Annotated in this window: 18 protein-coding genes; 9 read left to right on the top strand and 9 right to left on the bottom strand. The window is 62.8% G+C overall.

The window, feature by feature from the left end:
- Positions 1–198 precede the first annotated feature (198 nt).
- Both H3S97_RS08110 and H3S97_RS08115 read right to left on the bottom strand, forming a co-directional pair.
- The gene (locus H3S97_RS08110; protein ID WP_198220239.1) at positions 199–1,314 is read right to left on the bottom strand and encodes a class E sortase; all 1,116 of its coding nucleotides are present in this window, start codon (positions 1,312–1,314) and stop codon (positions 199–201) included.
- Complete coding sequence (locus tag H3S97_RS08115; protein ID WP_198184273.1) at positions 1,315–2,070, bottom strand: DUF881 domain-containing protein; 756 nt, start codon at positions 2,068–2,070, stop codon at positions 1,315–1,317.
- Between the two features lie 90 nt (positions 2,071–2,160).
- On the opposite strand from H3S97_RS08115, the gene crgA reads away from it, so the two are divergent.
- Positions 2,161–2,580: a cell division protein CrgA gene (gene crgA / locus H3S97_RS08120; protein WP_198184274.1), complete on the top strand. Its 420-nt coding sequence runs from the start codon at positions 2,161–2,163 to the stop codon at positions 2,578–2,580.
- 341 nt (positions 2,581–2,921) lie between these two features.
- On the opposite strand, the gene H3S97_RS08125 is transcribed toward crgA, so the two are convergent.
- Positions 2,922–3,683: a rhomboid family intramembrane serine protease gene (locus H3S97_RS08125; RefSeq protein ID WP_198220240.1), complete on the bottom strand. Its 762-nt coding sequence runs from the start codon at positions 3,681–3,683 to the stop codon at positions 2,922–2,924.
- A 153-nt stretch (positions 3,684–3,836) separates the two neighbouring features.
- Between H3S97_RS08125 and H3S97_RS08130 the strand changes: the two genes are divergently transcribed.
- Entirely contained in the window at positions 3,837–4,067 is a 231-nt protein-coding gene (locus H3S97_RS08130) for a hypothetical protein (protein ID WP_015021110.1), read from the top strand.
- A 133-nt stretch (positions 4,068–4,200) separates the two neighbouring features.
- The gene (locus H3S97_RS08135) at positions 4,201–4,620 is read left to right on the top strand and encodes a sterol carrier family protein (RefSeq protein WP_198220241.1); all 420 of its coding nucleotides are present in this window, start codon (positions 4,201–4,203) and stop codon (positions 4,618–4,620) included.
- A gap of 6 nt (positions 4,621–4,626) precedes the next feature.
- On the opposite strand, the gene H3S97_RS08140 is transcribed toward H3S97_RS08135, so the two are convergent.
- Positions 4,627–5,010, bottom strand: coding sequence for a DUF3073 domain-containing protein (locus H3S97_RS08140; RefSeq protein ID WP_198188076.1), 384 nt, complete (start codon positions 5,008–5,010; stop codon positions 4,627–4,629).
- Between the two features lie 153 nt (positions 5,011–5,163).
- Between H3S97_RS08140 and trpS the strand changes: the two genes are divergently transcribed.
- Positions 5,164–6,249 carry a tryptophan--tRNA ligase gene (trpS, locus tag H3S97_RS08145; RefSeq protein WP_198188074.1) on the top strand — a complete coding sequence of 362 codons (1,086 nt, stop codon included), beginning with the start codon at positions 5,164–5,166 and terminating at the stop codon, positions 6,247–6,249.
- On the opposite strand, the gene H3S97_RS08150 is transcribed toward trpS, so the two are convergent.
- Positions 6,246–8,027: a threonine/serine exporter family protein gene (locus H3S97_RS08150; protein WP_232356395.1), complete on the bottom strand. Its 1,782-nt coding sequence runs from the start codon at positions 8,025–8,027 to the stop codon at positions 6,246–6,248. The two genes, trpS and H3S97_RS08150, sit on opposite strands and share 4 nt — an antisense overlap.
- 306 nt (positions 8,028–8,333) lie before the next feature.
- Between H3S97_RS08150 and H3S97_RS08155 the strand changes: the two genes are divergently transcribed.
- Positions 8,334–11,093, top strand: coding sequence for a phosphoenolpyruvate carboxylase (locus H3S97_RS08155; protein WP_198220243.1), 2,760 nt, complete (start codon positions 8,334–8,336; stop codon positions 11,091–11,093).
- Positions 11,094–11,398: 305 nt separating this feature from the next.
- Positions 11,399–14,881 carry an RCC1 domain-containing protein gene (locus tag H3S97_RS08160; protein WP_198220244.1) on the top strand — a complete coding sequence of 1,161 codons (3,483 nt, stop codon included), beginning with the start codon at positions 11,399–11,401 and terminating at the stop codon, positions 14,879–14,881.
- Between the two features lie 379 nt (positions 14,882–15,260).
- Here H3S97_RS08160 and H3S97_RS08165 read toward each other — a convergent pair whose 3' ends face one another.
- The 4 genes from H3S97_RS08165 to H3S97_RS08180 all read right to left on the bottom strand — a co-directional run bounded on the left by H3S97_RS08165 (position 15,261) and on the right by H3S97_RS08180 (position 18,839).
- The gene (locus H3S97_RS08165; RefSeq protein WP_198220245.1) at positions 15,261–15,719 is read right to left on the bottom strand and encodes a hypothetical protein; all 459 of its coding nucleotides are present in this window, start codon (positions 15,717–15,719) and stop codon (positions 15,261–15,263) included.
- 152 nt (positions 15,720–15,871) lie between these two features.
- Positions 15,872–16,057, bottom strand: coding sequence for a hypothetical protein (locus tag H3S97_RS08170; RefSeq protein WP_198220246.1), 186 nt, complete (start codon positions 16,055–16,057; stop codon positions 15,872–15,874).
- Positions 16,058–16,402: 345 nt separating this feature from the next.
- Positions 16,403–18,154 carry an FAD-dependent oxidoreductase gene (locus H3S97_RS08175; protein WP_198220247.1) on the bottom strand — a complete coding sequence of 584 codons (1,752 nt, stop codon included), beginning with the start codon at positions 18,152–18,154 and terminating at the stop codon, positions 16,403–16,405.
- 121 nt (positions 18,155–18,275) lie between these two features.
- Positions 18,276–18,839: a peroxiredoxin gene (locus H3S97_RS08180; protein ID WP_015021096.1), complete on the bottom strand. Its 564-nt coding sequence runs from the start codon at positions 18,837–18,839 to the stop codon at positions 18,276–18,278.
- Positions 18,840–18,997: 158 nt separating this feature from the next.
- Here H3S97_RS08180 and H3S97_RS08185 point away from each other — a divergent pair, with 158 nt between their 5' ends.
- From H3S97_RS08185 to H3S97_RS08195, 3 genes are all read left to right on the top strand, one after another.
- Positions 18,998–20,383: a hemolysin family protein gene (locus H3S97_RS08185; RefSeq protein WP_232356385.1), complete on the top strand. Its 1,386-nt coding sequence runs from the start codon at positions 18,998–19,000 to the stop codon at positions 20,381–20,383.
- A gap of 262 nt (positions 20,384–20,645) precedes the next feature.
- Positions 20,646–21,125, top strand: coding sequence for a Dps family protein (locus H3S97_RS08190; RefSeq protein ID WP_015021094.1), 480 nt, complete (start codon positions 20,646–20,648; stop codon positions 21,123–21,125).
- Between the two features lie 499 nt (positions 21,126–21,624).
- The gene (locus H3S97_RS08195) at positions 21,625–23,001 is read left to right on the top strand and encodes a Na+/H+ antiporter NhaA (RefSeq protein WP_198220249.1); all 1,377 of its coding nucleotides are present in this window, start codon (positions 21,625–21,627) and stop codon (positions 22,999–23,001) included.
- The last annotated feature ends 75 nt before the right edge of the window (positions 23,002–23,076 follow it).

Raw genomic sequence — 23,076 nt, forward strand, 5'->3', positions numbered from 1 at the left:
AGCAAATACGGGGTGAGCATAGCGGCACCTACCGGACTGTGTCATCAGGACCATGACCACAGAGCATGGCTACCGGGGTGTCTTAGATAACCTTGGGCAATCACTTCTGGCAGTCGGCAATGCATGACATCAATAGGCGGCGGGGCCGCAGAATCACGTTGAATCCTGCGGCCCCGCCGCTCTTCCATGCCACCCAGGTCAGAAGGTGGAGTAGTTGGACATCTGTCTGAGCATGGGCACGTTGCTGGCCAGCCACGGGAAGCCCCATTCCATCAAGGCACAGGCCAGAGCCAGCAGGAGCAGAATCAGCAGAAGCCAGCGAATCGGAGCTATACCGGACTGGTGCCGCAGCAGCCAACCATAGAGGCTGATCATGGGCTGAGGCTTCTCGCCCTTGCGAATCTGCCGCAGCAGGGGGTAACGCCAGGCTGCCAGCGCCGCCAGGTAGATGATCAGATAGGCTGCTGCCAAGACCAGGAAGACCGGCTGCAGAGAACCCAGCCTGGCCATCACCGAGCCCTTGTCGTCTGCGAAGGCCACGTTGCTGCCACGGTCGCCCAGCAGTTCCTTGGGCACTCCGTCGGACACCTTGGCCCAGTAGTCGAATTCGCCCCAGCTGATCCAGCGGTGGGTGGCTGTGGTGTACTTGGGCTCGCAGGTGGTCAGGGTGATCATGCGCCGATCAGGAGCCTGGTTGGGCGAATAGGGGTTGGGAGCGATAACGCTGACTTCGTTGGCTGCGACGATCTTGTAGCGGGTGTAGTGGTAGACGTACCAGTAATCCTTGGTGCGCAGGACGATGGCATCGCCGACTCGCAGCTCGTCCACATGTCCCAGCGGCTCACCATAGCCGGCGCGGTGTCCGGCAATGGCCACGTTGCCCATCTCGCCAGGCATCTGCGTATTGGGGTAGTGTCCCAGCCCCGCGTAGGCCAGCTCTCGGGGCGACGTGCCCTGAACCACGTTGCGCTCCCAATGCTGTCCAAAACGGGGAATGTAGGCCTGGGCAATCAGTTCACCCTCGGAGGCCTGCTTGGGCTGCACCGGCGGATCCCCCTTCTGAGGCTTGGCCACCTTGCGGGTGTCGCCCGATCCCGGGTTGCTCCAGGAGGTCGAGGCCCGGGCCTCCAACTGCTGATGCTCGGACTGCACGCCGGTCCACCAGAGCTGCCAGACCACGTAGAGTGCGCAGACGACTGCCAGAGTGATCAGCAGCTCCCCTACGATTTCTGCAATGCCCACCAGCCAGGTTCGCCGCTTATCCGCCGGTTTGTCGACCGACGTTTTGTCGTTCTCCGAGTCCTCTGTCGTCATTTACCGTGCCTTCTCATCTAGCGATGCGTACTGGAGTGGCTGCAGGACAGCCGTCGTCTCAGGGAATCTCAGATTATCCGAAGATTCGACATTCCAACCCAGACCTACCGTATTCACATACTCCTTGTAAATCCGGATGGATGGCGAAGCATTCAGGGACTTGGTCATCCGGTCGACTGGCCCTATGGCTGAAATCTTATATGGCGGCGAGTACTTTCGGCCATGCAACAGCAACACATTGCCCACGCATCGCACGGCCGTGGTGGGCAGAACCCGCTGATCCTGGATCCGCATGGACTCGGCTCCCCCGGCCCAAAGCGCGTTGACCACGCTCTCCACATCCTGCTGATGGATCACGTAATCGTTGATGTTGGCCGTTGACCCGTCGGAGCCCACCTTCTGCTGCCAGAGCGGGGAATCATTGAGGGTCACCGTCAGTCCCGGCCCCTGGACGGCCTTGAGCACCGTGCCCGAGCCGGGGTCCTCGCGAGCCTGGTCCGAGCCGCCCTTGTCGTCATCGGTCAGGGTCTTCAGCGCGTTGATCTGCGAGCTCATGTCATTGATGTCCTTGCGCAGCTCGGCAGCCTTGTTTTCTCGCTCCTCCACAAGCCCGGCCGTGTCCGAGGTGACCGTGACCGTCCTGTTGACCCGGATGTTGGTGGTCAGCATGAACCCGACCAGGGCCAGCACCACAGCCACAGACACTGTGCCGACCAGGGACCTGCGCGCACCGTGCCGTCCCGTTCGTCTGGCCATAGGCATACCTTCATCCTCGTCTGCGATAGTATTACGTTCGAGTCTAACCGCTACTATGGCTTAGTAGATCTACTGAAGGAGAATAACCTCATGGCAGAGCATCAACTCCATGATGACGAAGACCAGGCGGTGGACAAGGCCAAGACCGCCGACACTGGCGAGGATGCCGAGGACGAGGAGTACGGCCTGTCCATGGACAAGGTGGAGGCCGTGCTCAACCAGAGCGTTGACAAAAAGCACATGACTCCGCAGATGCGCCGCATCGTGGAGCGTCAGGAGGAGAACACCCGCCGCGTGGAGGACACCATCAAGAGCACCAAGGCCAATCCGCGCTGGTTCGTGCCCCTCTTCGTCACGCTGATGGTGGTGGGCCTGATCTGGATCGTGGTCTACTACATCTCCTCCGCCAGAGGCAGCGTCTTCCCCATCCCCGGCATCGGCAACTGGAACCTTGCCGTGGGCTTTGGCATTCTGCTGATCGGCTTCCTCATGACCATGTGGTGGCACTGATCCAGCCGCATTGTTCTTCAGGAACCCCGCAACCGTCCAGGCACGGCTGTGGGGTTCTTCGTATACCCATCCACACCTGAGCGTCAGGCTTGCGTGGATTCAAATCCACCGTTTCGAGACCGGAGCCAAAGTTATCCACAATCGCCCGAATTCCTCGTGGGCAGTCTGAGACACTCGTCCACAACCCTACTGCTGATTGGGTTCTGTCTTCATTTATCCACTTTTTACAGGCATATATGCACCAGTTCTGAATACTTATTCCCAGGTTATCCACACGATTGTCAACAAATGTGGATAGATGACATCCATGTCATTTGACCAGAGGAGGCGGGTACTGATTTTCAGAGCATGGGATTGAACATGTTGCAGCCCAGAGCCAGCAGGACCAGGGCCGCCAGGAAGATCAGCGTGGGCAGCAGCCAGGAGAGCAGACCATGCACCCGAGAGCCGGGCCGGCCCATATGCAGCAGGGCCAGCATGAAGAGGCCGCCGACGATGAACCCGCCAACGTGGTCCTGCCAGGCGATGCCGGGCACGAACAGGGGCATGCAGAAGTTGATGCCCATCCAGACCACCAAGGAAAGGATGTCAATCCCCAGACGGCGGTAGACCACCAGGATGGCGGCGAAGAGTCCGAAGAGCGCGCCCGAGGCCCCGATGGCCGACGTACCCCATCCATTGGGCGCCAGGACAGCATAGACCATCAGACCCAGGTCTCCGCCCAGCCCGCTGATCATGTAGAGGGCCAGGAAACGTCCATGCCCTATCAGATTTTCCAGGACCGGCCCCACAACCCAGAGGGTGATCATGTTGAAGAGGATGTGCGAGACATTGGTGGCGTGCAGAAAAATGTTGGTCACAAACATCCAGGGCTCATGAATGGCCGCAATCGGCACGAAGGCCCAATAGCCCAGCAAAAGCCGCTGATAGCGAAGGGGAGCCAGCAGGTACAGGGCCATCTGGATGACCCAGGCCACTATGCAGATCAGGGTGATGGCTATGGTCACCACCGGCGCATGGTCACCCCAGTACCGCCGGATCCATCCCAGCGGCCCCCGACCGTTTCCTCCGCCTTTGAAACTGGTTCCCATGCCATTGACCATGAACCATACCTTACCTGACCGTCCGGCCTGGGTGTGCGGTTTCCGTGCCTCAATGGCACCGATGCGCCCCATAGTTCGCCGCTTTCTACTAGGATGATGACTAGGTCGGTCGAAGTGGGCAGGACCGACGAAAGTCGTCGAAAGGAGCCAAACATGGAGAATTCATCTTCAAACGGCTGGAAGTTCTTTGCACTGCTCTTCGGCACGCTGCTGGCCGGCGTTGTCGCTCTGTTCGTATACAAGCAGCAGAACCCGGATTACGATCCCTGGGAGGAGCCCTGGGAGAACAGCTCATCGCCAGTCGACCTGGGCCTGGCCAAGGATGAGGAGGACAAGGGATCCGAGGATCCTGAGACCCCTCTGCAAGCGGGCGCACAGGCCTGACCGTTCCGGTCGGGAAGGAATCCGACCCAGCGTCAAGGACGTGAGGGCAACGGATTCCTTTTTTCATGCCTGAATTCGGCCCGGCTGCAACCTGCTGGACACGCCTGTTGGGGCGGCGCGCCACAATGGAGCCATGAGCGCCATACGGGAAGCAGACATGGAAGAAGGCCGCCGGGATTTTCTGGCCTGGCGGGATGCAGCCAAGGAGGCCGCGAACAATCTGGGTCCGGGGGGCGACCGACTGTCAGTGGCCCCGCAAACCGACAGGCGCAGCAAGGCCATGGCTGTCCGCTATTCCCTGCACATGCTGGAGATCAAGGCCCCCGGCCCCGGCGTGGAGGTCAGGGTGGCCCCCTGGGGAGCCGTCAAGATTCTGGACGGACCGGCATCCGACCCGCATAACCTGACCCCACCCGACGTAATCGAGCTGGACCCTGATGTCTGGCTGCGGCTGGCCGCCGGCATCACCAGCTGGAGCGAAGAAACCACTGCAGGGCATATCAGCGCCGTAGGCGAGCGCGACGATCTGCACGAACTGCTGCCCCTGGTATGAGGCCGGCTACTTGCTCGACGACCCCTTGGCTGCAGTCTTCTGATCCTTGCGGTGTTTGAGCGCGCTGGGCACGGGAATGGGAATGCGCTTGTGGGGCTTGGGCGTGGCTGGCATCTCCCCGGAGGTGGCCTTGGCAGCAGCCTCGGCGGCCCACCGGGCGTAATCGTCCAGATCATCGTCCGCGGAATCCTCGGGGTCCTGGCCCCCCGATTTGCGAGAATCCGGCTTGGAGTATTCCTCTTCAACCATTTTGAAGGGATCTTTGCCCCTGGTTCCGGGTTCCTTGCTGCTGAGCTCTTTGGCCAGCTCGTCGTAATCCGTGTCCGTTGTCAGATATTTGAGCTTCCGGGCTATTTTCGTCTGCTTAGCCTTCTGACGTCCGCGGCCCATCCGACCCCCTTCGCCAGGTAACGTGCACTTAGGCAACTTGAATGTGAATTTGCATCATTTATGAGAGTACCACCTGAGCATCTTGTCGGCTCGGACTTTTACCATAAAAGCAATTCCCAGAAGGACATTCGGCACGACGGCAAGGGTGGGACCATGCAGGAAGAAGTCACAGCGGCAGGCAACGAGATCAGCGACAGCTTCAGAGCCGCCAAGCATCGGTCCGACCAGGTGCTGGCCGAACTGGACAAGAATCCGAGCCGCTACACCATGCTGACCGGCGACCGCCCGACCGGCAGGCTCCACCTGGGCCATTACTTCGGGTCCATCCGCGAGCGCGTCCAGATGCAGAATCGCGGCGTGCACACCAACATCGTCATCGCCGACTACCAGGTCATCACCGACCGGGACACCACCGAGCACATCCGCGACAACGTGCTCAACCTGGTGCTGGACTATCTGGCTGCGGGCATCGACCCCAGGAAGACCATGATCTTCACCCACTCGTCCACCCCGGCAGAGAACCAGCTGCTGCTGCCCTTCCTCTCCCTGGTGACCGAGGCCGAGCTTCACCGCAACCCCACCGTCAAGGCCGAGATGGAGGCCAGCGGCCACGCCCTGACCGGTCTGCTGCTAACCTACCCGGTCCACCAGGCCTGCGACATACTCTTCTGCAAGGCCAACGTCGTGCCCATCGGCAAGGACAACCTGCCGCATGTGGAGCTGACCCGGACCATCGCCCGCCGCTTCGACGAGCGCTACCCCGGCGAAGCCCCGGTCTTCCCCGAGCCTGATGCCATCCTGTCCGACACCCCTGAGATCCCGGGTCTGGACGGCCGCAAGATGAGCAAGTCCTATGGCAACTCCATCATGCTGGGCGCCACCGCCGAGGAGACGGCCAAACTGATCCGCAAGTCCCCCACCGACTCCGAGCGCAGGATCACCTTCGACCCCGTCAACCGCCCCCAAGTCTCGGCCCTGCTGACCACAGCCGGCCTGGTGACCGACCGGAGGCCCGAGGAAATCGCCGAGGAGATCGGCGATGCCGGCTCGGGCGCCCTCAAGGCCTATGTGACCAAGTCGGTCAACGAGTTCCTGGCACCCCACCGCGAGCGCCGGGCCGAGCTGGCCAAGGACATGGACACCGTGCGCGACATCCTGGTCGAGGGCAACAAGCGCGCCAACCAGATAGCCGAGGAGACCCTTGATCAGGTCCGCTCGGCCATGGGCATGCGCTACTAGACGTCGTACCGCCAGGAGCGGTCGGTCAACACCCGGGCCGTGACCAGGCCGATGGGCAGGCAGATGATGACCATGAAGGCCCGGAAGGCCCAGTCCAGGGCGTTGAGCGTATTGAACTGCCCCAGGTAGAACATGGCCCGGTACATATACAAGCCGGGCACCATGATGACGATTGAGGGCACGGTCAGGCTGATTCTTGGATAGCCCAGGTGGGGCGGCAGCAGGCCGTGACGGACCGAGGAGCGCCAGACCGTGGCCAGCATGCCGGCCAGGAAGGCACCCAGGAAGGCGGCCATCTCCGGAGGGACATGGAGCAGGTCCTGCATCTCCAGGCGCATGGTGTCGGTCAGAGCACCGATGACGGCGGCCACCAGGGCCATGCGCTGGGGCGAGTTGAAGAGGACCGAGAAGCCCCAGACCCCGCAGAAGGCCGCAATCATGCGCAGGCCGGCCATCAGCCAGGGGCTCAGGTTCATGGGTTCAAAGCCCTGGGGGTTGAGCATGACCATCCGCGCCACGGCCCATCCGCCCAGTGTGGCCACCAGGATGATCGAGAAGGCGTAGGTGATGCGCTGCACCCCGGATGGGAAGTCCAGCTTGGCGATGTCCAGGCCGCCGGTGACCAGGGGGAAGCCGGGAATGACGAAGAGGATGGCCCCGATGTAAGCCGTGTCGTGCTTGAGGGCCACCGGGTCGAAGATGCCCACCAGCCTCAGCGTGCCGACACAGGCCAGGGCGGCGATGATGACCGCCACCCCGGTGGCGAAGAACTGGTTGATCCGCCTGCCCAGCATCTGACGGCGCACCCACTGGCCTATGCCAGCGCCGACGAAGGCTCCGGCCATGTCATAGGGGCCGCCGCCCAGCAGGAAGACGAAGGCTGCGCAGGCCACGGCCGAGGCGAAGCCCGAGAAGAGGGGCGAATAGAGGGGTTTGCGTCGCTCGATCAGGTCCAGGCGTTCGTGCGCCTGCCGGACTGTGATGCCACCCCTAGCCTGTGGCTTTGGGGACGCGGGCTTGTCAGAGGAGGCAGGCCGCCCAGCCGCAGAATCGCGCCCCCGGCTGGTTGCAGAAGATTCAGTGGCTGCAGAACCGGCGGCACTCGAATCTGAATTCTCAACCGCATCGGCAACAGAAACGGAAGCAGACCTGGAATCTTCGGAACCATCCGAGGCCGTGGTGGTCGGCATGGCCTCCGAACGAGGCGTGGAGCCTACAGTGCCCAGACCGGCGGCCGTCCTGGTGTCCATGGCCGCCGCATCGATCCGGTTCTGGCTGATCTCGTCCTCGTTGTGTACGACGGTGGCCACCGCATCCTTGAGCGCCTCGGCAGCATCCTGGTCCTGGGCCAGCACCTCCTTGACAGCCTTGCGGGCCGCCGCGTAGACGTTCGGCTCGTCCAGGTTGTCCACCAGCTCCCGGGAGACCACCGTCATGGCGTGGTAGGTCCCCGCCTGCCCGCACTTGACGCTGAGCCAGTCCGCGAAGTGCTCCAGCAGCCAGATCCGCTCGGTGTTGACCCCGGTGGTGGGCAGGTCCACCACCTCGGTGATGCGGGACACACCATCCGTGCAAGTAGCCTCGATGTCCGTCAGGTTCACGTCGGCCCGCACATGCACGCCCATGGGGTAGGCAATCCTATGCATCATCTCGCGCACGCGGAAGCTTCCCGTGCCGGCCCCCAGCTCCAGCATGCCCACCCGCACAATCAGGCTGGTCTTGGCCGCTATGCAGGCCTCGACGATGGGCTTGTCGTAATCGCGTTCAATGTCCTCCATGTCCAGCGGAATGGAGTGGGTGTGGTACTTGCTTACCCGTCTGACCTCGGCTGCGGTCCTGCCGCGATAGCCGTCCTTGGAACTCCTGCTCTTGAATTTCACACCCACATTCATACTCCACCCGGGTCACGTGCCCTTGCACCGGCGCATGGGACCATGAAACGTATTCGACCCGAAAGCGTCCTAGAATGGGCCGCGAGCCATCGAACCGAAGGCTGTGGGCCTGCAACGCCGACCACCAATAACCGCGGAGGAGCCGTGGAATGGTCGAAGACCGGGCAACCTGCGATTCGACAAGGAGGACTGATGACAGATAGTAATCAGCAAATCACGGCTGCCGATGCGACCCTGGTCACGTCCGGCACCGGGACCAAGGGGCCGGAGGAACGCAAGCTGCCTCAATCGTTGGATGAGGACATGGCCTTGTGCCTGCGGCTGCTCAGGGATGTGTTGGGGGAATTCGATCAACAGCTGCTCAAGCGGTTCGACTCCCTGCGCGAGGACGTGATGACGGCCAGCGCCGAGCACTTCAACCGCCACCCCTCGGACCCCGTGCCTGACGAGGACGGCCTGTCCAAGGCCGTGGCCCTGATCGACGACACCTCAATCAAGGATTCCCAGCTGCTGGCCCGCGCCCTAACCACCTACTTCCACCTGGCCAACCTCTGCGAGGAGAACTACCGGGTGAAGGTCCTGCATGAGCGCGAGGGCAAGGTGGACCTGAAGGTCAAGGGCACCGACCCCATCAACGAGATGACCAGCGCCTACAGCCAGCTCCTTCAGGAGATGGGCCCGGCCAAGGCCTCGGAGCTGCTGGAGAAGCTGGAGTTCCACCCCGTCTTCACCGCCCACCCCACCGAGGCGCGGCGCAAGGCCGTGGAGGGCAAGATCCGGCGCATCGCCAACCTGCTGGCCGTTCGCCGCGGCCTGGGCGGTTCCGAGCTGGAGGAGAACGAGCGTCTGCTGCACAACGAGATCGACGCCCTCTTCCGCACCTCGCCCATCGCAGCCAAGAAGCCGACGCCCGTCGAGGAAGCCAACACCATTCTGGACATCTTCGACGCCACGCTCTTCGAGACCATTCCCAAGGTCTACCGCCGCTTCGACGACTGGATGCTGGGCAAGAAGGCCGGCATGGTCAAGCCCGTCTGCCCCGCTTTCTTCCACCCGGGCAGCTGGATCGGCTCCGACCGCGACGGAAACCCCAATGTGACCGCCAAGGTTTCGCGCAAGGTGGCGCGCAAGTTCTCCGACCACATGCTTGAGGCGCTGGTCAAGGCCACCACCACCGTGGGCCGCAACATGACCATGGAGGTGACCACCACGCCGCCCAGCCCCGAGCTGAGGAGCCTGTGGAGCCACCAGAAGGAGATGAGCGAGCGCCTGACCGATCGGGCCACCACCATCTCGCACAACGAGCTGCACCGGGCCGTGGTCCTGGTCATCGCCGACCGTCTGCAGGCCACCATCCAGCGTGATGCCGACCTCATGTATGCCGACTGCGACGACTTCATCGCCGACCTGCGCGTGGTCCAGGACTCCCTGGCCAAGGCGGGTGCGGTCCGTCAGGCCTACGGCCCCCTGCAGGATCTGATCTGGCAGGCCCAGACCTTCGGCTTCCACATGGTGGAGATGGAGTTCCGCCAGCACTCCCTGGTCCACGCCCGCGCCCTGGAGGACATCCGCGAACACGGCCTGCACGGCGAGCGCGGCGAGCTGCAGCCCATGACCCACGAGGTGCTCGACACCTTCCGGGCCCTGGGAGCCATCCAGAAGCGCAACGGCCAGAAGGCCGCCCGCCGCTACATCATCTCCTTCACCAAGTCGGCGCAGAACGTCAAGGACGTCTACGAGCTCAACCGGCTGGCCTTCGAGCATGCCGAGGACGTGCCGGTCATCGACGTGATTCCCCTGTTCGAACAGCTGGAGGACCTGCAGAACTCGGTGGACGTGCTGGAGGAGATCATCAAGATCCCCGAGGTCCAGGCCCGGCTCAAGGAGACCGGCAACAAGATGGAGGTCATGCTGGGCTACTCCGACTCCTCCAAGGACGCCGGCCCCGTCTCGGCGACCCTGGCCCTGCACTCCGCCCAGGAGCGCATCGCCAAGTGGGCCGAGAGCCATGACATCGACCTGACCCTCTTCCATGGACGCGGCGGCGCCGTAGGCCGTGGCGGCGGCCCTGCCAACCGTGCCGTGCTGGCCCAGCCTGTGGGCTCGGTCAACTGCCGGTTCAAGCTGACCGAACAGGGCGAGGTCATCTTCGCCCGCTACGGCAACCCGGTCCTGGCCATCCGCCACATCGAGTCCGTGGCCGCAGCCACCCTGCTCCAGTCCGCGCCCAGCGTGGAGGAGCGCAACACCACCATGACCGAGAAGTACGCGGACATGGCCGACGAGCTGGACCAGGCCGCCCACGAGCGCTTCCTGGACCTGCTGCACACGCCGGACTTCGCCCCCTGGTTCTCCATCGTGACGCCTCTGAACGAGATCGGCCTGTTGCCCATAGGCTCACGACCCGCCAAGCGCGGACTGGGCGCCAAGTCCCTGGACGATCTGCGGACCATACCCTGGGTCTTCTCCTGGGCGCAGGCCCGCATCAACCTGGCCGCCTGGTACGGCCTGGGCACCGCCTGCGAGAAGTTCGGCGACCTGGAGACCATGCGTCAGGCCTACGAGGAGTGGCCCCTCTTCAGCACCTTCATCGACAACATCGAGATGAGCCTGGCCAAGACCGACGAGCGCATCGCCAAGATGTACCTCTCCCTGGGCGACCGGGACGACCTGAGCCAGAAGGTCCTCTCGGAGATGGAGCTGACCCGCAAGTGGGTCCTGCAGATCGTGGGCGACGAGTGGCCCCTGCAGCACCGCCACGTGCTGGGCCAGGCCATCCGGATCCGCTCTCCGTATGTGGATGCCCTGTCGGTGACTCAGGTGCGCGCCCTGCGGGCCCTGCGTCGTCGCAACGACAAGGAGGAGCTCAGCAAGAGCCAGCAGGCCGACTTCATCTACCTGATCCTCTGCACCGTTTCGGGAGTCGCCGCCGGCCTGCAGAACACCGGCTGATCCCCGCTTGACAGTTTAAGGATGAGGCCCCGTTCTCTTGCAGATAGCAGGAGGCGGGGCCTCATTACATCCAGTCGTCTCTTGACACGAGTTTTGCGTTTTTTCGAGTAAAATGTTGAGTGTAGTGGTGTTGGGGAGTTGGCTGGGTTTCGATATGGCTTGTACGGCTGGCGCTGGGGCGGCTTGAGGACTGGGGAACTGGACGGCTTCCTGACGGATGGAACGTTGTAAGCAGGGATTCATCGGCACGCTTGGAGGGATGGTGGAAGCGGCTGTGTCCGGTATGGGTGAAAGGTTGTCGGCTTATGCATCTGGGTACCCGTCTGCGTCGTGTCTTACCGGCGACGATCCTCCTGCTGGGCCTGCTGGCAGGCCTGGGCGCCGCGTCCGCCCAGGCGGACGCTCCCCCATCCATCGAGGGGGGCCGCCGGACCCCCCACACAGCTGAGCACACCCCCGGCAGCGCAGCCGGCACACCGCTGCCCTCGCCCTCGCCGCTGGAAACCGCCCCGCCCCTGAACCCCCAGGCATCAAACCCCGGCACCCCGTTAACGCCGAAGGACACCACCAACGGCGCAGACCCCTCTCCGGCCAAGCCATCCGACAAGACGGACGAGCAGGCCGCGCACACGGTGCGCTTCGACCCGGCCGACGGCAGCAAGCCAACACAGGCGAGCGTGAAGACCGGCACCCTCGCCACTCCCCCGCAAGAAAACCCGCAACGTCCCGGATTCCGGTTCGACGGGTGGACGCTCGACGGCCGGCCCTATGACTTCCGGATCCCCGTCCTGAAGGACACCACCCTGAAAGCCCAATGGTCGAGGATCACGGACTGGACGCTGAGCCCGGAGCACGGGCCCGCCACCGGCACCCGGCTGACCATCAGCCCGCCCGACAGGCAGGAACCCTACTACACGAGCATCCAAGCCGCAGGAGACCAGATTGTGGGCCTGACCGGGGACGGCCGCATCCACACCTGGACACAGGACCACACACCCGTGCAGGTGCCTTCCCCCACGCAGGCATCCGACGGGTTCCACTACCTGCAGGCCGCGGCAGGCGACCAATGGCAGGCGGCACTCGGATCCGACCAGCACATCTACACCTGGGACAGCCAACAATCAACGCCCACCATCCTCGACACCGGACAGGACACCCGGTTCACCAGCATCAGCCTGAACGGAGACCGGCTCCTGGCCGTGGACCGTAAAGGACAGGTCCACGCCTTCCAAGACTGCCAGAAAGACAGCCGGGACCCGAATCCGAAACTCCTGGAGCAGGCCACGACCATCCTGCCCGGGAAGGCGCAGGCCGTCACCGCCGCCGCCTCCGCCAGCCGGACCCTCATCGTGGACTCTGACGGGCAGGCCTGGACCTGGGAGACGAGCAGCCCCGGCGATGTCAAGCCCGAACCCGTCAGGCAGGACCCGGGCACGCGCACCGTCCAGGCGCAGGCCCTCAACCAGGGGTTCCTCCTCCTGGACGCGGACGGGCAGGCCTGGTACCTGGCCGACAGCACAACCAACCCGACAGCCGTCAGCCCGCCGGAGGGCATGAAAGCAAGCAGGATCACGGCAGACAAGAACCAGGCCATCATCACCGACTGGGAGGGCCACGTCTGGGCATGGAAGCCCGGCGAAACACCCATGCGCGCCGACAACGGGAACCAGCCATACACGCAGGCCGTCCTTGCAGACGGCAGGATCACCGCCATCAGCAGGCAGGACGGCCTCCACCAGTGGAGCCTGGACGGGCAGGGCCGGCCCGGCCAGCCGGCAAGACCCGACACCACCACAACGCCCACCCTGGAAACAGCCAGCATGGACGGCCAGCCACTGACACCCGACAAGAGCAACGACGCCTGGCAGACGGACATACCAGCCCACACGCCAGGATCAGCCACCATCACCATCACCGGCAGTCAGGACGGCCAGCCCTTCACCAGAAGCCTCAACTACACCGTCGACCAGCCGCTGACCAGAGACATCCGACAAGGCTCCACCCACACGGTCAGCTTCGACACAAACGGAGGAAGCCAGGCGCCCCAACCCCAACAGGTCCCCTACCCGTACGGGCGAGTGCAACGGCCCACCCCCGACCCAGTGCGCGAAGGCCACCAGTTCGACGGATGGTTCATTAGCGACATCGCCTACGACTTCAGCAAGCCCGTCACCGACAACCTCACCCTCACCGCCAAATGGACACCAAGCACATGGACCATCAACCCCGACAAGGGCAGCCAGTTCGGCAACGAAACCACCACCATCACCCCACCCCCTGGCCAAGGCATCAAATTCAACCAGATCAGCGGCTCAAGAGATTTCGGAGACAGAGGGTTTACTTTGGCGGTCGGCAGTGACGGAAACGCTTACGCATGGGGAAGAAACAACTACGGCCAGCTCGGCGACGGGACACTCACACAGCGAAACAAACCCGTCATAGTGAAAAAGCCTGCAGGCGCGTCGGCGGATTTCACCTACGTGCAGGTCAGCGCTGGGGATGAGCAGTCGTTGGCAGTGGGCAGCGACGGATACGTGTACGCATGGGGGAATAACGAATCGGGGCAGCTCGGCAACGGCAGTAGCGGCGGCTATTCGACCGTTCCCTTGCGCGTGATTGACCCTAACGATCCCCGCAGTGGGCTGACAGCTGTACAGGTGAGCGCCGGATACTATCATTCCTTGGCGCTTGATGCGAGAGGGAACATCTGGGCATGGGGATTCAACCAGTTTGGCGAGCTCGGCAACGGCAACAACATCAACTCAGCAATCCCCACGCTAGCGCAATACCCCAGGGATGCAGGCACAGTGACAGCCATACAAGTCAGCGGAGGATTTCACCATACGGCGGCAATAGACACGAAGGGGAACACCTGGTCATGGGGATGGAACTGGTTCGGCCAGCTCGGCAACGGCAACAACATCGACTCAGCAATCCCTGTGCCAGTGCAATACCCCAGGGATGCAGGCACAGTGACAGCCATACAGGTGAGTGCCGGAGCCGATCATTCGTTGATAATAGACACAAAAGGAAACACCTGGGCATGGGGATGGAACCAACTGGGTGAGCTCGGCAACGGTTCCAGCAGCGCTGACGCGAATCCTGTTCCAGGAATGGTGAAATATCCCGAGAACGCGGGCACAGTGACAGCCATACAGGTGAGTGCCGGCGGCTATCACTCGCTGGCGATCGACAAGAACGGTAACGCCTGGGCGTGGGGAGGCAACGATAGCGGTGAGCTTGGTATCGGCACTACTAGCAAATCGGAGATTCCCGCGCTGGTACAGTACCCCAAGAATGCAGGCGCGGTGACAACCGTACAAGTGAGCGCTGGCGGCTATCACTCGCTGGGAATCGATAAAGAGGGAAAAACCTGGGCATGGGGATACAACCAGTTTGGTCAGCTCGGCAACGGCACTATCAGCAACTCATCGATTCCCACTCCGGTGGCGTTCAACCTGTCCCCGGTGATCAGCAGCGTTACGTTCGACACCAGCCCTGCCACGAATCTGAACTATATAAACGACAGCAGTGTCACGGTCTTGACACCTGAACACCTGCCGGGCCCGGTCACGGTCAGCGTGGGCTACACGCTGGGCGGCGAGGGAAGCACCCTGATTAACAAGTCCCTCACCTACACGTACCTGCCTGCAGGCGTGCTTCCCCGGGCTGGAGGGGAAGGCATCCTCCTCGCCTTCGCTACGGGCATGACCGGCATGGGCGGGGTTCTGGCTTCACGCCGCCACAGGAGGGAAGCACACCAACTGTTGCACGCTTCGCACGAGTAAGACAGGCCTGGGACGGATCAATCCCCCCGCCCGCGCCTGGAGGAGGCGGAAACACGGCCGGAACGGCCACGGGCATACAACCACAGCCAGCCCGGCCGCTGTTTACTCATTCCGTCAGCCATGAGTTCCGCCGACACTGGATCTGGCTGTCATAGTCATTGCGCGATGATAGGGTTGTATCACTGTACAAAGATGCAGAAGCGAATGACATGCACCGTCTGTTGGGGAGACAGTCGGCAGAGTTCTTGGGAGGCTCTGTAAATGGCATTATCGAATATTCCCCACTGTACTTCGCACGAGTAAGGCCGGGTTCCCATCACTGCAATCCGGCGAATTGGCGGCTGTGCCCATCCCAACCGAGCACGGCCGTCATCTACTTCTAAACGGCGGAAAGATACCCGTCGTAGCGCTCGGGCCTGTTCGAAAACTCCAGGCCAGCCAGCTGATACCAGGAGTATCGGCGGGTGCTGCCACCGTCAGTCCAGATCTCAGGGCAGTCATTGACCAGCCAGTCCGAGGGAATGGCATGGGCGCCACCGGTCGAGGCCAGGGCCAGCGCCTGCCTGAGCTGGTTCTCCTGATCGGCGGTCAGACCGCCGGGACGGGCTGAGAAGAAGAGCGGGGTGCCGGTCCGCGCCAAGAGATCCATCCACTGGCGGTTGAGCTCCCAGTCGATTGAGTCGGATATGCCCACGCAGTCGGCGTCGGTGGCGTAGAAACTCCCGTTCTGGGGCAAGCGGAAGGCCAGGGTGTTGACCCCGATCTGCCTGGTCCGCTCCCACTGCAGGCCGCTGGTCAGGCTCCGGTCGTAGAAGTGCCAGCCATCCTGGCTGGGCAATGTCCTGGCGAATCTAGTCCAGGGCCTGCGGGCGCTGTCTCCCTGTCGGCATCGGTGGTCAGCGTGATTCAGTCCGGCTCTCCCAGGCTAAGGCTGGTTGGGTTCATGATGCAGTGCTCCTTCATCCCTGTGGTGTAGCAGATGGCGGCGGGTCAGACCCGGATCAGGTCGATCAGGCGGATGGTCTCGGGCTGGCAGCGGGGTATGCGGATGCCCACGCGCTCCAGATAGGTGCCAGTGACCTCGACGGTGCCCAGCGGATCCGTCGGATCCAAGTGCTCCAGCGAGGCCCTGGGCTTGGCAGGATCGGTCCAGGTCGGGAATACGTAGATAAACACCACGATTATGCAGGGATTCGTCCAACTGGACGTGGACCAGGATGGCACGGCTGCGGCCGGGGGCCATTACGCCATGAGCCAGGACCGAAAGGAGTGGTCTGGGTCGGAGGATTGGTCAGGATGTAGCAGGATAGAGCGTAATCATTCCATATTGTCGAGCCGATCATGATGACGACGGTCACCGCTTGCACCACGAAGGCGGCGGACTGTGTAGACCGTGGATAGCATCAGCAATTTTCCATCAACGTAATTCAGAGGCTTACACCAGAAAAGGCACCGACATCATCGCCACAAAGGCATTGACGTCAGCGCCTTCTCAGAATCTGTTCAGGCTCAGACCCAGGGTCAGGCTCCGATCAGATCCAGCATTTCAGGGACGGACTTCTTGCCGAACTCCACGGTCTCCTGGCCGTCCTTGCGGATGACGATGCAGGGGACGCTCATGACCTGGTACTGGTCCTTCAGCTCGGGGAAGTGGGCCAGATCGTAGGCCTCGGCGCGCACCTTGCCGTTCTGGGCCGCCACCCGCTGGGCGGACAGGACCGTGGTCGGGCACATGGTGCAGGTCAGGGAGACCAGCATCATCACATCCACCTGGTCCTTGATGGCATCGATCCGGTCCGAGGTGGGCTGATCCACCTGCTGGCCGGGGCCCGCCGCATTGTAGAGGGCCAGGACGAAGGAGTTGAACTCGTGGCCGCTGGGCACGCCGTGGAAGGCCAGCCCGGTCGGCTGGGAGACGCCCTGGTCGTCCACGCGGCAGATGCGCACGCTGGGCCGGGCATCGGGCAGGTCGCCGGCGGGATCGTAGTCCTTGCCGTCTTCATCCGTGCGGGAGTCGACCCTGGAGGTCAGCTTGCCATCGGAGAGCCCGACCAGCTCTCCCACGAAGGCTTCCAGCTCCTTGGAGACCTGACTGCCGTCCAGATCCAGGGCCAGCTCCAGCTTTCCGGTCATCTTGCCGAAGACCATGTCCAGCTGCTTGCGGATGTCGGGCCCGAAGAAGCCGGAGGTCTTGGCCGGGGCCTGGTCGTGCTCCTGGGCCACAGGCGCTGGCGAGGTGCCCGAGGCCAGGGCGGAGTTCTCGGCCTGCCGCTCGGAGCGGGCGTAGGGGGAATCTTCGGGACGCGGCGGCACCAGGCCGGTCTTGTCCGACATGGTGGATGCGTAGCGCTCCAGCTCCACGGCGGCCACAGCACCATCGGCGGTGGCGGTGATGACCTGGCGCAGGTTCTTGACCCGCAGATCCCCGGCGGCGTAGATGCCGGGCACCGAGGTCTCCAGGTAGCCATGGGTCAGCACGTAGCCGTGGTCGTCCAGATCCACCACACCCTTGAGCATGCCGGTCTGGGGCACGTAGCCAGCGAAGACGAAGACGCCGAAGGTGCCGCCGTCCTGGGGCTTCCAGGTGGTGGTCTGCCCGCTCTTGCGGTCCAAAATGGTGGCCTCGACCAGCCCGCCGGGGCCTGCGGAGACACCCTTGAGCTCTGTGGAGTAGTGAATCTCGATCTTGTCGTTGTCCCGGGCCTCGTCAGCCACGGCAGCGTCGCAGGTGAAGTCCTCCTCGCGCACCAGCAGGGTCACCTTGGTGGCGTACTTGGTCAGGAAGACCGACTCCTCGGCTGCCGCGAACCCGCCGCCGACCACCAGGACCTCGCGCCCGGTGAAGAACTCGCCATCGCAGGTGGCGCAGTAGGCCACACCGCGGCCCGCGTACTCCTGCTCGCCCTGGAAGCCTATCTTGCGGGGGCTGGCGCCGGTGGCGATCAGGATGCCGAAGGTGCGCAGGTCGCCCCGGGAAGTGTGGACCACCTTGATGTCGCCCTGGGCCTCGATGCCGGTGGCCTCGGCGCTCATGAACTCGGCTCCGAAGTTCTGGGCCTGCTGGCGCATGGTCTCGGTCAGCTTGCGGCCGTCGGTGCTGGCCACGCCCGGGTAGTTGACCACGTCGGCCGTGATGGTGATCTGGCCGCCGAAATCGTCCTTCTCCAGGATCAGGGTGCGATACCGCGCCCGGGCCAGGTAGAGTCCTGCGCTCAGGCCTGCAGGGCCGCCGCCGATGACGACCACGTCATAAAGATTCTTATCTTCCGTCATGAATGCCTCTTCCGAAGGAATGCACGGATGTGCTGGTTTTGGATGCTGGTCGTGAATACAGAAAAGGGAACCCGCCCTGGTCGCTTCCGATCGGCGAGTTCCCGATGTTGGCAGCTGCGGATCAGAGCTGGCCGACCAGATCCAGGCTGGGCTCGATGGTGTCCTCGCCGGGCTCCCACTTGGCAGGGCAGACCTGATCGCCGTGCTCGTAGACGAACTGGGAGGCCTGGACGCGGCGCAGCAGCTCGTCGGCGTTGCGGCCCACGTTGGAGGAGATGACCTCGTAGGCCACGACCTTGCCCTCAGGGGTCAGAATGAAGTCGCCGCGCTCGGCCTTGCCCTCGGCCTCGTTGTAGGTCTGCAGGTCCTTGGCCAGGGTTGCGGTCGGATCGGCCAGCATGGGGTACTGGACCTTGGCGATCTTCTCGTTGGCCTCGTGCCAGGCCTTGTGGACGAACTCGGTGTCGCAGGAGACGGAGTAGATCTCGCAGCCGATCTTCTTGAAGTCCTCGTACTTGCTGGCCAGATCCTCCAGCTCGGTGGGGCAGACGAAGCTGAAGTCCGCAGGGTAGAAGAAGAGCAGGGACCAGTGGCCCAGCAGATCCTTCTTGGAGACCGGGAAGGTCTTGTTATCCTGATAGGCCTGCGTGGTGAACTCAGTCAATTCGTGCTGAAGCTGTGACATGAAAAAAATCCTTTCGGGAGCGTTGGGAATGTCGGCTTGAAGCCGAACCTGCTTCCGTGTTTCATGCTAGTCAGGTAGCGCTATATGGGGAAGACGGAGGTTCACCGCCTGGGTGTGACATAGGGCACATGGGGCGTCCATACCCTAGCATTGGAGGCATGGCATTATGGCTGAACATCCTGCTCATTCTCTTCTTCCTTCTGCTCGGTTCCGTCTTCTCGGGGACTGAACTGGCGCTGGTCTCCCTGCGAGGCTCGCAGCTGGAGCAGATGGAGCAGCAGGACGCGCGCGGCGCCCGGGTGGCCCGCATCGCCCGGGACCCCAACACCTTTCTTTCCGCAGTGCAGATCGGCGTGACGCTGACGGGCTTCCTGTCGGCCTCCTTCGGCGCATCATCCATCGCCCCATACGTGGTGCCCGTCCTGACCGGATGGGGCGTACACGAGGGTCTGGCCAGCACCCTGACCACGGTGATCCTGACCCTGATCATCTCCTACTGCTCCATCGTCATCTCCGAGCTGGTGCCCAAGCGGATCGCCATGCAGCGCACCGAGGCCATCGCCAGGGCCGTCGTTCCGGCCATCGACGTCTTCACCACCCTGTGCAGGCCGCTGATCTGGCTGATCGGCAAGAACACCGACCTCATCGTGCGCATCCTGGGCTTCGACCCCCAGCAGACCGACACCGAGGTCAGCGACGACGAGCTGCGGATGCTGGTCTCCTCCAACACCAACCTGAGCAAGGACGAGCGGATGATCCTGGGCGACGTCTTCGATGCCTCCGAGACCAGCGTGGCCGAGGTCATGCGCCCCAGGGCCGACGTGGTCTTCATCGCCGGGGACATGCCCCTGCAGGAGGCGGTCGAATTCGTTCACGACGAGCCTTACTCGCGCTACCCGGTGACCGGACGCGACTTCGACGACGTGCTGGGCTTCGTCCACGTGCGCGACCTGATGGACGTGCGCAATCCCCAAGCCAAGACCGTAGCCGACGTGACCAGGCCCGGCATCGCCCTGCCCGGCACCTCCAAGCTCCTGCCCAGTCTGGAGAAGCTGCGCAAGAAGGGCATCCACCTGGCCGTGGTCATCGACGAGTACGGGGGCACCGACGGCATCGTCACCCTGGAGGACATGACCGAGGAGCTGGTGGGTGACATCCGCGACGAGTACGACCTGCCCGAGGAGCAGAACCCGGCCCATCCCCAGGCGACCGCCTTCGTCAACGGGGTGGCCACGGTCGACGGCGGCATGACCATCGAGGACTTCGCCGACCTGACCGGGATCGAGCTGGAGGATGGGCCCTACGAGACCCTGGCCGGCTACTTCCTGGCCCAGACCGGGCGGATGGGGCAGGTGGGCGACGTGATCCACTCCGACGACGGGTATGACATGGTGGTGACCAAGGTGGATGGTCGGCGCATCGAGACCATCGAGGTCAGGCGGCGCCAGGAGGCTGAGGACCAGGCTGGCGATGATGACGAAGGCGGCGAAGACAGGAAAGATGAAGACAGGTCGAATTCCAAAGCGGGAGCAGACCGAAGATAACCGGACCGGGTCCAATCTGACCGAGACGACGCTACGACCGGAGCCTAGCTATCGTCCAACCGAATCCCAGCTGACAGTCAGCCGGTGACCGGCCACACGTCAGTCAAGGGAAAATGACTATCAGCGTAGCCGATGGTCCGTGAATGATTTCACTGGTTGATTCCCGCAAAATCCAAGCGTTTCCTTGCCTTTTCCTCTAGTCTGGAAGTACATGGTCGGGCTGACCCGACCGCAGACATAATTTCATATTTAAGGAGCGATTATGGCATTGAACTTTACCGTACCGGGACTCGACGAAGCGACCAGCGAAAAGGTCATCGCCATCCTGCAGAGCCGTCTGAGCCAGGAACAGGAGACTGCCCTGATCCTCAAGCACGCCCATTGGAACATGAAGGGCAAGGAATTCATCGGCATCCACGAGATGATGGACCCCGAGGTCGATTCGGTGCTGAACATGGCCGACGAGACCGCCGAGCGCATCGCCACCCTGGGCGGCTCCCCCGCCGGACGGCCTGACGACATCATGAAGAACCGCGATTGGGATGGCATCACCATGACCGGCCGCCAGGATGCTCTGGACTACCTGAAGGCCCTGGACACCTACTACACCACCTTCATCAAGCGCGACCGTGAGGCCATCAAGGAGCTGGACGACCTGGACATCGTCAGCTCCAACATTCTGCAGGACCACGTGCAGGAGCTGGAGCACTTCCAGTGGTTCATGCGCAGCCACCTGTTCTGAGTTTATTGAGTTGCTAAGTTACTGAGTTCTGAGAGCTCATCACCGCTCCGATAAGCGGTAAGCCAGCGGCCCTGCATCGTGAAAGGTGCGGGGCCGCTGGCATTTTCTCTAACCGAGATAGACTGCTGGGCTTCAGGATAGAATTGACACTTGGGAGACGGCCGGGCGCCGCCTCACGCCGGGAAGACTGGTCGGCCATGGAAGACCGAACCCTACCCGCCCGACCAGGAGCATCATGCCGCCCACGCCTACATTCCCAACATTCTCTATCAATCCACGTCGTCAGGATTACGACGATTCGAATTCGCAACAGAATCTCAAACCCTTCAATCCCGGGCAGTCGGATTCCCGATTATCAGACCCCCAACTTAATTCCGGACCGTCGGATTCCAAGCCATCGAATGCCCAACTATCAAATCCACAGCGTGGGCAAGGCGAATCTGACAGGGGCCAGCACAACAGATTCCATCCTTCAAACTTCTTCGCCGCCCTGTCATCGTTGGCTGAAAACGATCGGATCACCGGGCTATTCATGATGGTCTGTGCCCTGGTTGGGCTGATCCTGGCCAACCTGCCAGAGACCGGGCCGGGGCTGAACGCTCTTGCCGCTTGGATTCCTCTGGATCTGCCCGGTGGATTGAACCTGTCCCTCAAGGACTGGATACAGGACGGGCTGCTGACCATATTCTTCCTGACCATGGGTCTTGACCTGCGCCAGGAGGCTGCCACGGGCACTCTACGCGACCACAGGCAGGTCCTGCTGCCCATGCTGGCCGCCCTGGGCGGTGTGGCCGTTCCGATCCTGATCTACTGCCTGTTCAACCTGGGCTCCCCCGCTGGTTTGCGTGGCTGGGCTGTCCCAACGGCCACCGATGTAGCCTTTTCCCTGGCGGCTCTGCAACTGCTCCTGCCCAAGGCCGGACCCACCCTGCAGGCCTTTTTGATGACCCTGGCCATCTTCGACGACCTGATCGGCGTCCTGCTGATCGCCCTGGGCTACTCCAGCTTGGGACAACCGAGCTGGCTGCTTGCCTGCCTGGCCGGCCTAGTGGTCTGGGCCCTGCTGGTCCGAGCGGTGAGCCGTTCCTTCCGGCTCTGGCGACCCTTGATGCCGCTGTTCCTGCTGGGTGCCCTTGCGGGCGGTCTGCTGGCCTGGTACGGCCTCTTCAAGGCTGGAATCCACCCGGTGCTGGCGGGAGTGGCGATGGGCCTATTGACCCCTGTTGCCAGGCCGAATGCGGCCGAAGCGGAAGCAACAGAAGCGGAAGAACCTTCGGCCAGTACCGCGCCGGACATAACTGAGCCAACCGAGCATAGGCCAACCTATACAAAACCATCCGGTACCGAGCCGACCGAGACCCATCCACCAGTGACCAGTCAAGCCAATACCAAACCAGCTGGGTTTGAACCAACTGGGATTGAGCCAAGCCGCAACCCGACGCCATCACCGGCCGAACGGCTGGACCACTTCCTGACCCCTTGGAGCGCCCTGGTGGTCCTGCCCGTGTTCGCCTTTTTCTCGCTGTCCATCCCCCTGGATCAGCTGGGACCCGGACTGCTGACGGACCGGATCTTCTGGGGCGCCACTCTGGGACTGGCCTTGGGCAAGCCCCTGGGGATCATGACCATGCTGATTCTGGCAGGTCGTCTGGGACTGCGGCGACCTGCCGGCTCCACGACCGGGAACTTGATCGGCCTCTGCCAGCTCTGCGGAATCGGCTTCACCATGTCTTTCCTGATCGCCAGCCTGGCCTTCGCCGGATCCCCGCACTTGGAGTCAGCCCTGCTGGGCGTGCTGGCAGGGTCAATCCTGTCCGTGCTCATCGTGGCCGTCGACACAATTCCCGGTCGACTGCGTTCCGCCAGAAACACATAGGCTTAGCTGCCAAGACCCAATCTCCGCCAGACCCGGTTCCCGCCGGAATCAACCTGCCAAACTCGGTTTCTGACA

The sequence above is a fragment of the Bifidobacterium choladohabitans genome, assembly GCF_016102005.1.
Taxonomy (GTDB): Bacteria; Actinomycetota; Actinomycetes; order Actinomycetales; family Bifidobacteriaceae; genus Bombiscardovia; species Bombiscardovia choladohabitans.

What these genes read in the sequence shown, in the direction of transcription:
- H3S97_RS08110 (WP_198220239.1), bottom strand. Translation starts at nt 1,314, where the DNA reads ATGACGACAGAGGACTCGGAGAACGACAAAACGTCGGTCGACAAACCG.
- H3S97_RS08115 (WP_198184273.1), bottom strand. Translation starts at nt 2,070, where the DNA reads ATGGCCAGACGAACGGGACGGCACGGTGCGCGCAGGTCCCTGGTCGGC.
- crgA (WP_198184274.1), top strand. Translation starts at nt 2,161, where the DNA reads ATGGCAGAGCATCAACTCCATGATGACGAAGACCAGGCGGTGGACAAG.
- H3S97_RS08125 (WP_198220240.1), bottom strand. Translation starts at nt 3,683, where the DNA reads ATGGTCAATGGCATGGGAACCAGTTTCAAAGGCGGAGGAAACGGTCGG.
- H3S97_RS08130 (WP_015021110.1), top strand. Translation starts at nt 3,837, where the DNA reads ATGGAGAATTCATCTTCAAACGGCTGGAAGTTCTTTGCACTGCTCTTC.
- H3S97_RS08135 (WP_198220241.1), top strand. Translation starts at nt 4,201, where the DNA reads ATGAGCGCCATACGGGAAGCAGACATGGAAGAAGGCCGCCGGGATTTT.
- H3S97_RS08140 (WP_198188076.1), bottom strand. Translation starts at nt 5,010, where the DNA reads ATGGGCCGCGGACGTCAGAAGGCTAAGCAGACGAAAATAGCCCGGAAG.
- trpS (WP_198188074.1), top strand. Translation starts at nt 5,164, where the DNA reads ATGCAGGAAGAAGTCACAGCGGCAGGCAACGAGATCAGCGACAGCTTC.
- H3S97_RS08150 (WP_232356395.1), bottom strand. Translation starts at nt 8,027, where the DNA reads ATGGAGGACATTGAACGCGATTACGACAAGCCCATCGTCGAGGCCTGC.
- H3S97_RS08155 (WP_198220243.1), top strand. Translation starts at nt 8,334, where the DNA reads ATGACAGATAGTAATCAGCAAATCACGGCTGCCGATGCGACCCTGGTC.
- H3S97_RS08160 (WP_198220244.1), top strand. Translation starts at nt 11,399, where the DNA reads ATGCATCTGGGTACCCGTCTGCGTCGTGTCTTACCGGCGACGATCCTC.
- H3S97_RS08175 (WP_198220247.1), bottom strand. Translation starts at nt 18,154, where the DNA reads ATGACGGAAGATAAGAATCTTTATGACGTGGTCGTCATCGGCGGCGGC.
- H3S97_RS08180 (WP_015021096.1), bottom strand. Translation starts at nt 18,839, where the DNA reads ATGTCACAGCTTCAGCACGAATTGACTGAGTTCACCACGCAGGCCTAT.
- H3S97_RS08185 (WP_232356385.1), top strand. Translation starts at nt 18,998, where the DNA reads ATGGCATTATGGCTGAACATCCTGCTCATTCTCTTCTTCCTTCTGCTC.
- H3S97_RS08190 (WP_015021094.1), top strand. Translation starts at nt 20,646, where the DNA reads ATGGCATTGAACTTTACCGTACCGGGACTCGACGAAGCGACCAGCGAA.